Source organism: Enterococcus sp. AZ089, assembly GCF_050547225.1.
Taxonomy (GTDB): Bacteria; Bacillota; Bacilli; order Lactobacillales; family Enterococcaceae; genus Enterococcus_D; species Enterococcus_D entomosocium.
Map to the genome: position 1 here is coordinate 3,367,533 of NZ_CP172954.1, position 12,468 is coordinate 3,380,000.

Consider the following 12,468-nt stretch of genomic DNA (forward strand, 5'->3'; position numbering starts at 1 on the left):
CAAAAAAAGCTTTCAGATGATCCATTAAATCATCTGAAAGCTTTTTTCCTGTGTGATTAAGGTTGTTCATCTTCGTAAGTCTCATAGACATAGGGTGCGCCATCATAACGGAATTCTGTTGAAATGGCAGCGTCAAGGTCTTCGGTAAACATTCGCTTGCTGAAAGGAAACAAAAAGACTTGCCCTTCTTTGGCATCTTCGGCTGCTAAACGGTAAAACAGCTCTTCTTCTGTTAATTGTTGATTCAACTGTTCCAAGACATCGGCAGTGACTGCCTCTTCTTCATAGCCAGGTTTGGCAATCCGTGCATAATCTTCAAAAAAAGCCGTTTGGCCTTCAAATGATTGATACTCCATGTAAGTCCCCTCTTTCTTTTCTCTTTCTTTATTATACGAGAGTCTGTGAGGATCAGCGAATAATATGATCGCTAACAAGCGGAAATTTGGCTTTTTTAGCGCTTAAATATGTCAGAAACATTTCAAGTGTATTACGAATCAATTATTTGACAAAATCAGATTGAACACGTATCCAAATTTTGTATAATGATACATAGAGACTATAAAAGGGGCAAATGTAATGAACAACGCAAAGAAAAAATTATTCGTCGGTACTGGTGCTGCAATTGGTTTTGTCGCAATCGTTGCTATGATGGCTCAGTTCATGATTTCCAATCATCTATTTGGCGGAAGTGATGCTTCATCAGAAATTTTCACTCGCGCTACGTATCCAAACGGCTTTCTACTAGTGATCTTGATTCCATTGGTCGCAACAGCCGCTTTGTTCTATGGGATCATTCGCAAAAAATAACAAAAAAGTGTTGCTGAGAACCACTCAGTAACACTTTTTTTCTTTGTCGCTACCAAAAAGCTGCCTAACAGACCATTGACCTGTTAGGCAGCTACTTTTTTAGCGTTTAGTTTGCAACGATATTGACCAATTTATTGGGTACGACGATCACTTTGCGGATCGTTTTTCCTTGGAGCTGTTCTTGGACAAGTTCGTTTTCTTGGGCCAATTGTTCAAGCACTGCTTTTTCTGCGTCCGCTGGAACCATTGCTTTGGCACGAACTTTGCCGTTGACTTGAAAGACGACTTCGATCTCATCTTCCACTAGGGCACTTTCGTCATAGGTTGGCCAAGGCACATAAGAGATCCCATTGTCATTTCCGAGGATCGACCAGAGCTCTTCACCGATATGTGGTGCGATTGGAGCCAATAGCTGCACAAATCCTTCGACATACTCGTAAGGTAAGGCATCAGCTTTATACGCTTCATTGACGAAGACCATCAATTGGGAAATCGCCGTATTGAAATGCAGCTGTTCATAATCTTCCGTCACTTTTTTAACCGTTTGGTTATACACCTTCGACAATTTTCCATCGTTGAATGTCGTGATGCGGTCGCGCATTTTGCCATTTTCATCGACGATCAAGCGCCACACGCGATCCAAGAATTTGCGACTGCCTTCAAGGCCATTCTCATTCCAGGCGATCGATGCATCCAATGGTCCCATAAACATTTCATATAGACGCAAAGTATCTGCACCGTATTGATTGATGACATCATCTGGATTGACGACGTTGCCGCGGGATTTCGACATTTTTTCATTGTTTTCCCCAAGGATCATCCCTTGGTTGAACAATTTTTCAAATGGTTCTTTCGTTGGTACGACACCGATATCATACAAGAATTTATGCCAGAAGCGAGCATAAAGCAAATGCAAGACAGCGTGTTCCGCCCCACCGATATAAATATCGACTGGCATCCAGCGTTTCAATTTATCATAGTCTGCCAAAACAGACTTATTATGAGGATCGATAAAGCGTAAGAAATACCATGAGCTTCCTGCCCATTGTGGCATCGTATTGGTTTCGCGACGTCCTTTTTTCCCAGTTTCTGGATCGGTGACATTGACCCAATCCGTGACATTAGCTAATGGCGATTCCCCGGTACCGCTTGGTTTGATATTGTCGGTTTTTGGCAAACGCAATGGCAGCTGATCTTCAGCAAGCGCTGTGGTCGTCCCATCTTCCCAATGGATGATTGGGATTGGTTCACCCCAATACCGTTGGCGAGAGAACAACCAATCGCGAAGACGATAGCTGACTTCTTTTTTCCCAACATGGTTTTCTTCCAACCATGCGACCATTTTTTCAATGGCTGTCTCTTTGTCTAGCCCATCCAAAAAGTCTGAATTGATATGCAGTCCATCTTCGGTATAGGCAGATTCTTCCACGTTGCCCCCTGCCAATACAGGAATGATCTCTAAGCCAAATGTTTTGGCAAATTCGTGGTCACGTTCGTCATGGGCAGGAACCGCCATGATCGCACCTGTTCCATAAGAAGCCAAAACGTAATCGGCGATCCAAATCGGGATCTCTTTGCCATTCACGGGATTGATGGCATAGGCACCAGTGAAGACACCGGTTTTTTCTTTGGCCAAATCTGTTCGGTTCAAATCAGATTTTTTCGATGCTTCTTCTACATAGGCATCAATGGCTGCTTTTTGTTCTGGGGTAGTGATTTGAGCCACTAGCTCATGTTCTGGTGCCAATACAGCGTAGGTCGCACCAAACAAGGTATCTGGGCGAGTCGTAAAGACGGTAAAGTCTTTTTCCATCCCTGCCACTTTAAACGTTACGTTGGCTCCGACAGAACGTCCGATCCAATTGCGTTGCATTTCTTTGATGCTTTCTGGCCAATCAACTTCTTCTAAATCGTCCAACAAACGATCAGCATATGCCGTGATTTTTAGCATCCATTGGCGCATCGGTTTGCGGATCACATCATAGCCGCCCCGTTCGCTCTTGCCGTCAATGACTTCTTCATTGGCGATCACAGTTCCAAGCTCTGGTACCCAATTTACCGGAACTTCGGCTTCATAAGCTAACCCTTTTTCATAAAGCTTGGTAAAGATCCATTGCGTCCACTTGTAATATTCAGGATCTGTCGTATTGATTTCACGATTCCAGTCATAGCTGAACCCTAGCGCATTGATTTGACGGCGGAAGGTCTCAATATTTTTCTTCGTGAATTCCGCTGGATCATTTCCAGTGTCTAGTGCATATTGTTCGGCAGGCAGACCAAAGGCATCCCAGCCCATTGGGTGCAGTACATTGTACCCTTGGCTGCGTTTGAAGCGGCTCAAGATATCCGTTGCCGTATAGCCTTCTGGATGTCCGACATGTAATCCTTGTCCGGATGGATATGGGAACATATCTAGCGCATAAAATTTTGGTTTGTCCGGCTCATCATGGGTGTTGAACTCATTTTTCTTTGCCCAATATTTTTGCCATTTTTTTTCGATTTCTTTGTGATTGTAATTCACGATGGACTCCTCCTAAAAATTGGTGTTTTGCTCGTCAAATCAACCAGCAAAACTTAAAAAAAGTCCTATAAAAATCGCTATGATTTTTATAGGACGTTATCAACGTGGTACCACCTAAGTTTATCTGCTCCTCAAAAAAGCAGACCTCGATGTTTTAACGGCCATCGCCGTATCTGCCTAGCCAAATCAGGTTCAGTCAGATATCACTCGAAGACGAGTTCGAAAGGTGTGCTGTGCATTTCCACCAACCATGCACTCTCTAAAAGTCCCACCGTACTTCTACTATTCCTTCTCAAACGTGAAAGTTTCTTTGCACTTATCCTAACAAAAATCATTAGGAATAGCAATCTATTTTACCCTAACTGTTTGTCCTGGGTAAATAAAGTTATTTTGAATATTGTTCCATTGAATAAATTGATCCGTCGTGATGCCAAACTTATCTGCGATCCCCCAAACGGAATCACCCGATGCGACCTTGTAAGTACCATTTGTCGCTGAAGTGCTGGTAGTAGCTGCCGTGCCGCCTTGCTTGACGACCACCTTTTGTCCTGGATAGATAAAATCATTTTTGATGTTGTTCCAGTTGCGGAATTGGTCCATCGAAATCCCGTGTTTATTGGCAACTGACCAGACTGAATCACCCGCTGCCACCGTATAGGTGTTGCCTGCAGCACTGCTGCTGGTTTGGCTGCTGACGGTCGTGCTCGTTGTTGTACTTGTACTCGTTGCGGAACTACCACTGACGACAACTTTTTGTCCTGGGTAGACAAAATCATTTTTGATATTGTTCAAACTGCGAAATTGATCCATGGAGATCCCATGTTTGTTGGCGATCGACCAGACTGAATCACCCGCTGCAACTGTATAGGTACCGCCACTGCTTTGGCTAGCAGTTGATGCAGTGCTGACGGTCGTGGTACTGCTGGTATTCGTAGACGAACCACCGCTGACGACAACTTTTTGTCCTGGGTAGACAAAGTCATTTTTGATATTGTTCAAACTGCGGAATTGATCCATTGAGATCCCATGTTTATTGGCGATCGACCAGACTGAATCACCAGAAACTACGGTATAGGTGTTGCCTGATGTAGTTGCTGAAGTATTACGATTGACGATCGATACCGTAGAAGTTGCCGAAGTGCTTTGGGTGCTGCCGTTGACTTTCAACGTTTGCCCTGGATAAACAAAATCATTTTTGATGTTGTTCAAGCTGCGCAACTGGTCCATGGAGATGCCATATTTGTTAGCGATCGACCATACAGAGTCGCCCGAAGCGACTGTATACGTTTGACTGCCGCTCGTGCTGACAGCCGCCGTTGTAGTCGTAGTATTGGTTGATGCGCTAGCTGTGGCACCACCACCGGCATTGCCAGAAGCAGGTGTGTCGTATTGCGTCAAACCAAATTGTTGGATCACTGCATTCAGGGAAGAAGCATAATTGGGTGCAGTCGCATAGCGGCCTGCTAGCCATGCGGTTGCATCAAGATATGAAGTCGTATTGCTTTTCCAAGCGCCAGAATAATATGAAACGCCGCTTTGTAAAGAGGTTGAGCGTAAAGTACGTGCGTTATCTTCGAATGATTGCGTGTATGATGGGTAGCGCTTAAAGGGTTCATTCATAGTCAACCATTGATTGTTCAAGTACTCCAAAGTACTCATATAAACGGTTTGACCGTTGTAGCTGCCTTTGATCCCGAATAGATTATAATTCGGTGCTTTTGATAAACTGCTTCGGCCCCAACCACTTTCTAAAATGGCTTGTGCGATCATCACAGAAGCATATAAATCGTTGGCTTGTGCCACGGGCTGAGCGTAAGTAGCGATTTCGGCAATAAATGCGGAAGTATTCGGCGCGGCAAAATTGCTAGTAGAAACTTGGGCGATCGAGGTCTCTACGGCTTCTGCTTGAACCGATGACACCAATGGAGCTACAACAGAGCAAGCAGTCAGTGTCGTTCCTAAAACAACTGCACTTTTTTTGATCACTCGATACTTATCGCCCGATTGGTCTGCTTGACGATGTACTTTTCTTGATTGACTCGTGTTCATGTCCGTTATTCCTCCGTTTTTTCCTTATAGTGAACGTAGGTTTAGTATACAATTTCTTAAGAATTTATAAAAGGTATTTGAGCCGATTTCAGAAACTGTAAACTCTTTGTAATCAAACGAACATTTATTGAAATGAAGAGTTTGTATTTAACCCAACGAAAAATATTCCTTGGCAGTGGGATGCTCCCTGAATGGTTCCCTGCTTTTTCCGTCTTGCGATAAATGCTATAATACCTTCTAGATGTCTCTTTGCTTGAAGGGGCAGAAATTCTCTAGAAACGAGGCTTTTCCATGCATAAAAAACTTTATTTTCAATTTGCCGGCAGTTGCTTTTTACTGCTGTTCGTTTTTCTCGGCTATCTCGTGAAATTTTATCCTACTTGGTTGGTCTCCTTTGACGAAACCTTGACTCGCATCATCCGTACCGGCTATCCGTTTTGGACACCGTTTTTTCTATGGGTCACAAAATTTGCGAATCCTACCACGATCATCTTGCTCTTTCTTGCTGTTTTAGCCGTTTTAGTGATCAATAAATATTATGCAGAAGCACTATGGCTCAGTATCGGCACCATCGGGATTGCCGGGCTCTTTAATCCATTGATCAAACTGGTCTTTTTACGGGAGCGACCAACCCTTGAACACTTAGTCACGGAATCAAGTTTTAGTTTCCCCAGCGGACACTCGACAGGCAGTATGGTTTTTTATGGGACATTGCTCTTCTTGGTCCCAGTTTTCTTCAAGCAGCCTTTTTGGCAATGGGGACTCCGTATTCTGCTAGGCCTATTGATCAGTTGTATCGGCATCAGCCGCATCTATGTTGGCGTGCATTTTCCCAGTGATGTGTTAGGCGGTTTTTGTGTCGGCCTGTCTTGGCTACTGTTGACCTACCCTTACTACTTGCAAAAACGTTTTGTCTGGCGCTTCACGCGTAAACAATTATAAAAGAAGGTAAAAAAATGAATCCATTTCCTTATGCAGAAGATAAAAACAAACGATACCATTCATGGAACTTTGCTTTGCGGCAAGAATTTGGCGAAAAAATCTTTAAAGTTCCCATCGATGCGGGCTTCGACTGCCCCAATCGTGACGGCACCGTTGCCAAAGGCGGCTGTACATTTTGCAGTGTGTCCGGCTCTGGCGATATGATCGTAGCACCTGAAGCCCCGCTACCAGAGCAGTTTGAAAAAGAGATCGCCATGATGCACAAAAAGTGGCCGCAAGTGGACAAATACATTGTCTATTTTCAAAATTTTACGAACACCCACGCACCGGTGGCAGTGATCCGCGAGCGCTTCGAGCAAGTACTGACACTACCTGGTGTTGTCGGGATCTCCATTGGGACCCGACCAGACTGCTTACCAGCAGATGTCGTTGACTATCTGGCAGAGCTCAATCAACGCTTTTATTTATGGGTCGAATTAGGACTGCAAACGACGTTTGAAACCACGAGCAATGCCATCAACCGCGCCCATGATTATCAAACCTACTTAGACGGCGTCGCCAGCCTGCGCAAACACAATATTCGTGTCTGTACCCATTTGATCAATGGCCTGCCAGGCGAGACGATCGAGATGATGCAAGAAAACGTCCGCCGCACCATTCAAGATTCTGATATCCAAGGCATCAAACTGCACCTGCTGCATTTGATGCGCAATACTCGGATGCTGCGGGATTATCATGAGGGACGTTTGCAATTGATGCGGCGCGATACCTATGTGTCATTGATCTGCGATCAGTTAGAAATGATCCCCCCAGAGATCATCATTCATCGCTTGACAGGCGATGCACCATGGGATTCTCTGGTAGGTCCAATGTGGAGTTTGAAAAAATGGGAAGTCTTGAATGAGATCGATCAAGAAATGCTACGCCGCAACTCCTATCAAGGGAAATTCAACGTGCGAAAGGAGCTTGTCAATGCTGCCGACCGCCATGCGCTATAGCCACACCCTTTTAAAAGAAGTTGTGCAACCGGGACATACCGCTGTTGATGCCACGATGGGCAACGGCTTTGACACGGAATTACTGGCTTCCTTAGTTGGGCCGACTGGTCAGGTGTTTGCTTTTGATATTCAAGAACAAGCCCTCCAAGCCACCAAAAAACGTTTGACTGAAAAAGAGCTGTTGCCGCAAGTTCAGCTGATCCATCAAGGCCATGAGACGTTGGCAGATGTTGTGAGTGGTCCGGTTCACGCCGCCATTTTCAATTTAGGCTACTTGCCGAAAGGGGACAAAGCGATCATCACGCTGCCTGATACAACGAAAACGGCTTTAGAAGCTTTACTGACACGTTTAGTCCCGAAAGGTAGAATCATCCTCGTCTGCTATTATGGACACGCTGGCGGCGAAGCAGAGCTGAAAGAAGTCCACTCCTTTTGTCAGCAGCTGCCGCAAGAGGAATATAATGTCCTTTCCTATCAATTTATCAATCAGCGCAACCAGCCGCCGATCTTATTTTGTATCGAACGAAAAAACCATCAGTCCTCGGCACGTTAAGGTGTCGATCGACTGATGGTTTTTTTATTCACTAAAAAGCCATTGCAGGACTCGTTGGATCCATTGATCCCAAAAATTCCAATCATGATCCCCAGTTCCCGATTCAAACGTTACGGCTAGTTTGCGTTTTTGCAGCTTATCCACCGCATATTCACTTGCCGGATACAGCTGATCCTCGGTTCCACAGCTAATAAAAAAGCGCGGCGCGGTGCTTGGATCGATGGTCTCAATCAGATGGATCAAATCATTTTCTGACCCTTTGAATTGCTCTAAAGGGCCAAAGATTCCTTCCCAATAAGCTTGGCTTCGCAGCTGCAGCAAGGAATCCATGCTTTCAGCCAGCGCTAATGCTCCAGACAAAGACGCTACCGCCGCAAACTGGTCAGGCTTGCGCAGCCCAAGTTTTACTGCCCCATAGCCCCCCATCGAGAGACCTGCTGCAAAAGTTTTTTCTCGTTTTTGCGTCAGTTGAGGAAACAGTTCATGACAAATTTGTGGTAATTCTTCGGCGATAAACGTCCAATACTTCATTTCGTAGGTCGTATCGGTATACCAGCCCAGATCAGTAGACGGCATGATGACCGCTAGTTGATACTCTGCGGCATATCGCTCGATCGACGTCCGTCGCTGCCAGACACTATGATTTCCGTTCATCCCATGCAATAAATAAAGCACCGGGAGATCTGTGCCCGTTGATTGGCTTTGCGTGCCGATTTTTTTCTTGGTACTTTGAGGCAAGATCACATTGATCATTACCTCCATTTCAAGAACATTTGAATAGATATTTGCTTGTAAAAAAGCCATACAATCACCTGCGATCCTTTTTTTATATTGTACCAGATTCTCGCGAAATCGTGCGGGTCAAACCAATCGCTAGCACAATGAGTAAAACACCGATCCCAAAAACCCAGTGTAGACCGCTATAAAGAATCTCCCGTAATTGCCCTAATAAGGCTGTTGGCAGCTGACGCGCGGCGGCTGGATCTACCAGCTGATTCATGACACTGCTATCAGTGACTTGCGCCTGTGCCAAGCCCACGCTATTGCTGGTGTTTAAAACGATACCGAAGACCGCCACCATAATGGTTTGCCCGATCGTTCGCAGCAGGGTATTAAAAGAAGTCGCCACGCCGACTTGGGTGGGTGCAACGCTGGTTTGGGCAGTAACGGTACAAACCACCATCGTTGCCCCTAATCCGACGCCCGTAATAGAAGAAATCACCAAGAACAACCAGAATGAAGTCTGTGCCGGTGTCAAAAACAACCACAAAGCACCGGTAGCCGTGATCAACAAGCTAACCGTCAAGACCCAGCTGACACTGTGCTGTGTCAACCAACGGCTGGCTAAGAAGGAACCAATCATCCATAAAATCGACAACGGTGCCAACACAAGCCCGCCAATCCCCGCACTCATGCCTAAGACCCCTTGCATCCACATTGGGATATAAACATCGATCCCCATCAGGAAGCCGCTAGCCAAAGCTGCTACGATGTTGACCACCACAAATAGTTTTGAGTGGAACAGCTTCAGATCAATAATCGGATCTGCTGCTTTTTTCTCCACACGAATGAAGCCGATAAACGTGAGGATCGAAAAAACGAACAGACCGATAACAGGCAGACTTACACCATAATCTCCTAGCAATTGGAAGCCTAGCAGGAGCCCTACTAACGTCAACATCAACAAGAGACTGCCTGCATAATCAATGTTGACTGCAGCAAAGGCCTTTTTTTCTTCATGAAAATAAAACCAAATTAAGGCGATCAACCCTAATCCGATGGGCACGTTGATAAAGAAGATCCAATGCCACCCGATCGTATCTACGATCAATCCACCGGCTAAGGGACCAACGACACTGGCGATCCCCCAAGCAGTACTATTGAGCCCTAAGACTTTCGCCCGCTTTTCAACGGGATACAGGTCCGCAATGATCGTTAGGGCAACGGGCATCATGGCCCCTGCGCCTAATCCTTGCAATGCTCTGGCAATGATCAACGTCAACATAGTGTTGGCCATCCCACAAAACGCCGACCCGATAATAAACAGCAGCGTACCAAATAGAAAGACTGGTTTGCGGCCGATGTTATCGGCAAACTTGCCGTAGATCGGGGTCAACATCGCACTGGTCAAAAGATAGATCGAGAAGACCCAGTTCATGATCTCGATCCCTTTCAATGAACTAACGATGGTAGGCATCGCTGTCGTAATGATCGTTCCTTCGATCGCGGTCATAAACGTTGCGACAAAGACCGCAATAGTGACTAATTTTACATTGGTTCGCATGTAACTCCTCCTTTTACTCCAAAAAAAAGAACCTCTATTGATAGTCATCAATAGAGGTCGCCTCTTTTAATCCTTCACACTTGCCAAAAGTGCCGCCACCTTGTCGGTGCGTTCCCATGGCAAATCGATATCTGTACGACCGAAATGTCCGTAAGCGGCAGTCTGACGATAAATCGGACGGCGCAAATCTAACATTTCAATAATTCCTGCTGGTCGCAAATCAAAGTTTTCCCGCACCGCTTGAATCAAGCGATCGTTACTGACGGTTCCTGTACCAAAAGTGTTGATGCTGATCGACACGGGTTGTGCCACACCGATCGCATAGGCTAATTGGACTTCCACTTTTTTGGCTAGCTTTGCTGCTACGATGTTTTTGGCAATGTAGCGAGCCGCATAGCTGGCTGAACGGTCAACTTTGGTTGCGTCTTTTCCAGAAAACGCACCGCCACCATGACGAGCATAGCCGCCATAAGTATCAACGATGATTTTTCTGCCTGTCAAACCGGCATCCCCTTGAGGACCGCCGATCACAAAACGACCAGTAGGATTAATATAATATTTTGTCTGCTCGTCTAAAAGATCGGCAGGGATCACTTCTTTGATCACTTTTTCAATGACATCACGGTGGATCGTTTCATTATCAGCCGCATCATCATGCTGGGTACTAATAACGACGGTGTCCACTCTTTGTGGTTGATCGTTATCATCATATTCAACAGTTACTTGCGATTTTGCATCTGGACGCAAGTAGCTTAGTTCATTGTTTTTACGCAACTCTGCTAAACGACGGACTAACCGATGACTCAATGCGATTGGTAAAGGCATCAATTCAGGTGTTTCATCAACGGCAAAACCAAACATCAAGCCTTGGTCACCGGCACCGATATCTTCTTTATCCGTTTCTCCGCGACTTTCTAAAGCATCGTCAACGCCTTGAGCGATATCTGGTGATTGCTCATCGATCGCTACTAAAACAGCAACCGTATCGCCGTCAAAGCCGAATTTTGCTCGTGTATAGCCGATTTCTTTGATGGTTTCACGGACGACTTTTTGGATATCTACGTAAGCAGAAGTAGATATTTCTCCAAAAACTAAAACCAATCCTGTGGTAACTGACGTTTCACAAGCAACCCGAGCCATTGGATCTTCGGCAAGCAACGCATCTAAGATGGCATCACTGATTTGGTCGGCTACTTTGTCTGGGTGTCCTTCTGATACGGACTCTGATGTAAATAAGTGTTTCTCTGTCATTTTTGTATTCCCCCTAATATATGTTTCGGTTACAAGGCATCTTCGCAGCTGCGAATCCTTTCGGGAACTTGCAACGGACTGATTATAACAAATTTTGACCCTTCGTAGTTGAAAAATGATAAAAAAGATCATTTTTGGGTAATAAAAAAACACTCTCAAGAGTGTTTGCATGATCCGTACGGGATTCGAACCCGTGTTACCGCCGTGAAAGGGCGGTGTCTTAACCGCTTGACCAACGGACCAGTTTGAAAATGTAATGGGCCTAAATGGACTCGAACCATCGACCTCACGCTTATCAGGCGTGCGCTCTAACCAGCTGAGCTATAGGCCCCAAATAAAAAATGCAAAGCGGGTGACGAGAATCGAACTCGCGACAACAGCTTGGAAGGCTGTAGTTTTACCACTAAACTACACCCGCATTCCTATGGCGCGGGACAGAATCGAACTGCCGACACATGGAGCTTCAATCCATTGCTCTACCAACTGAGCTACCGAGCCAAAAACAACGGTCTGGACGGGACTCGAACCCGCGACCTCCTGCGTGACAGGCAGGCATTCTAACCAACTGAACTACCAAACCAGAAGCTTTGTATTGCTGCTTTGCCGTTAAACAAAGCGATTGCGGGAGCAGGATTTGAACCTACGACCTTCGGGTTATGAGCCCGACGAGCTACCAGACTGCTCCATCCCGCGATAAGTAATTACTTTTCAGTAATTAAAGGACTGTGATTCTTTTGCTCGCAACAAAAGAGACAGTTAAGGAGGATAAGGGATTCGAACCCTTGCACGGTTTTACCCGCCTGACGGTTTTCAAGACCGTTCCCTTCAGCCGGACTTGGGTAATCCTCCAAAAGTAAAAAATGATCCGTACGGGATTCGAACCCGTGTTACCGCCGTGAAAGGGCGGTGTCTTAACCACTTGACCAACGGACCAATAAAAAAACGGAGAAGGAGGGATTTGAACCCTCGCGCCGGTTTCCCGACCTACACCCTTAGCAGGGGCGCCTCTTCAGCCACTTGAGTACTTCCCCAAATGTATGACTACATTTTGATGGGCCTAAAT

Annotated in this window: 10 protein-coding genes, 10 tRNA genes, 1 riboswitch and 1 other annotated feature (1 of these 22 cut by a window edge); of the genes, 4 read left to right on the forward strand and 16 right to left on the reverse strand. The window is 45.6% G+C overall.

What is annotated here, in order from left to right; translation table 11 throughout:
* Positions 1 to 56: 56 nt before the first annotated feature.
* Positions 57 to 356, reverse strand: a complete 300-nt coding sequence (locus IGJ01_RS15590; protein WP_008382014.1) for a DUF5960 family protein — start codon at positions 354 to 356, stop codon at positions 57 to 59.
* Positions 357 to 576: 220 nt separating this feature from the next.
* On the opposite strand from IGJ01_RS15590, the gene IGJ01_RS15595 reads away from it, so the two are divergent.
* Positions 577 to 807: a hypothetical protein gene (locus IGJ01_RS15595; RefSeq protein ID WP_005233376.1), complete on the forward strand. Its 231-nt coding sequence runs from the start codon at positions 577 to 579 to the stop codon at positions 805 to 807.
* A gap of 106 nt (positions 808 to 913) precedes the next feature.
* On the opposite strand, the gene leuS is transcribed toward IGJ01_RS15595, so the two are convergent.
* A complete protein-coding gene (gene leuS / locus IGJ01_RS15600; protein WP_061053373.1) occupies positions 914 to 3,328 on the reverse strand; it encodes a leucine--tRNA ligase in 2,415 nt (804 codons plus the stop codon).
* 86 nt (positions 3,329 to 3,414) lie between these two features.
* Positions 3,415 to 3,634: a binding site (T-box leader), on the reverse strand.
* A 42-nt stretch (positions 3,635 to 3,676) separates the two neighbouring features.
* Positions 3,677 to 5,377, reverse strand: coding sequence for a LysM peptidoglycan-binding domain-containing protein (locus tag IGJ01_RS15605; protein ID WP_430601247.1), 1,701 nt, complete (start codon positions 5,375 to 5,377; stop codon positions 3,677 to 3,679).
* A 291-nt stretch (positions 5,378 to 5,668) separates the two neighbouring features.
* On the opposite strand from IGJ01_RS15605, the gene IGJ01_RS15610 reads away from it, so the two are divergent.
* The 3 genes from IGJ01_RS15610 to IGJ01_RS15620 are packed head-to-tail and all read left to right on the forward strand — an operon-like array spanning position 5,669 to position 7,870.
* Positions 5,669 to 6,319, forward strand: coding sequence for a phosphatase PAP2 family protein (locus IGJ01_RS15610; protein ID WP_008382009.1), 651 nt, complete (start codon positions 5,669 to 5,671; stop codon positions 6,317 to 6,319).
* A 14-nt stretch (positions 6,320 to 6,333) separates the two neighbouring features.
* The gene (locus IGJ01_RS15615; RefSeq protein ID WP_005233367.1) at positions 6,334 to 7,317 is read left to right on the forward strand and encodes a TIGR01212 family radical SAM protein; all 984 of its coding nucleotides are present in this window, start codon (positions 6,334 to 6,336) and stop codon (positions 7,315 to 7,317) included.
* Complete coding sequence (locus IGJ01_RS15620; protein ID WP_005233365.1) at positions 7,292 to 7,870, forward strand: tRNA (mnm(5)s(2)U34)-methyltransferase; 579 nt, start codon at positions 7,292 to 7,294, stop codon at positions 7,868 to 7,870. The genes IGJ01_RS15615 and IGJ01_RS15620 overlap by 26 nt, the downstream gene beginning before the upstream one ends.
* A gap of 24 nt (positions 7,871 to 7,894) precedes the next feature.
* On the opposite strand, the gene IGJ01_RS15625 is transcribed toward IGJ01_RS15620, so the two are convergent.
* The 13 genes from IGJ01_RS15625 to IGJ01_RS15685 all read right to left on the reverse strand — a co-directional run.
* A complete protein-coding gene (locus tag IGJ01_RS15625; RefSeq protein ID WP_016613002.1) occupies positions 7,895 to 8,674 on the reverse strand; it encodes an alpha/beta hydrolase in 780 nt (259 codons plus the stop codon).
* A 22-nt stretch (positions 8,675 to 8,696) separates the two neighbouring features.
* The gene (locus IGJ01_RS15630; RefSeq protein WP_429969653.1) at positions 8,697 to 10,154 is read right to left on the reverse strand and encodes an MDR family MFS transporter; all 1,458 of its coding nucleotides are present in this window, start codon (positions 10,152 to 10,154) and stop codon (positions 8,697 to 8,699) included.
* A gap of 66 nt (positions 10,155 to 10,220) precedes the next feature.
* A complete protein-coding gene (gene metK / locus IGJ01_RS15635; RefSeq protein WP_008382004.1) occupies positions 10,221 to 11,405 on the reverse strand; it encodes a methionine adenosyltransferase in 1,185 nt (394 codons plus the stop codon).
* Positions 11,403 to 11,484: riboswitch (SMK box riboswitch) on the reverse strand. (Overlaps the previous gene by 3 nt.)
* Positions 11,485 to 11,575: 91 nt before the next feature.
* Positions 11,576 to 11,647 (reverse strand) — tRNA-Glu (locus tag IGJ01_RS15640).
* 15 nt (positions 11,648 to 11,662) lie between these two features.
* Positions 11,663 to 11,736 (reverse strand) — tRNA-Ile (locus IGJ01_RS15645).
* A 16-nt stretch (positions 11,737 to 11,752) separates the two neighbouring features.
* A tRNA-Gly gene (locus IGJ01_RS15650) sits at positions 11,753 to 11,823 on the reverse strand.
* 7 nt (positions 11,824 to 11,830) lie between these two features.
* Positions 11,831 to 11,903 (reverse strand) — tRNA-Phe (locus IGJ01_RS15655).
* A gap of 8 nt (positions 11,904 to 11,911) precedes the next feature.
* A tRNA-Asp gene (locus IGJ01_RS15660) sits at positions 11,912 to 11,985 on the reverse strand.
* Positions 11,986 to 12,024: 39 nt separating this feature from the next.
* A tRNA-Met gene (locus IGJ01_RS15665) sits at positions 12,025 to 12,098 on the reverse strand.
* 66 nt (positions 12,099 to 12,164) lie between these two features.
* Positions 12,165 to 12,254 (reverse strand) — tRNA-Ser (locus IGJ01_RS15670).
* Between the two features lie 12 nt (positions 12,255 to 12,266).
* Positions 12,267 to 12,338, reverse strand: a tRNA-Glu gene (locus tag IGJ01_RS15675).
* Between the two features lie 10 nt (positions 12,339 to 12,348).
* Positions 12,349 to 12,436 (reverse strand) — tRNA-Ser (locus IGJ01_RS15680).
* A 21-nt stretch (positions 12,437 to 12,457) separates the two neighbouring features.
* Positions 12,458 to 12,468: transfer RNA gene (locus tag IGJ01_RS15685), tRNA-Ile, on the reverse strand (it continues 63 nt past the right edge of the window).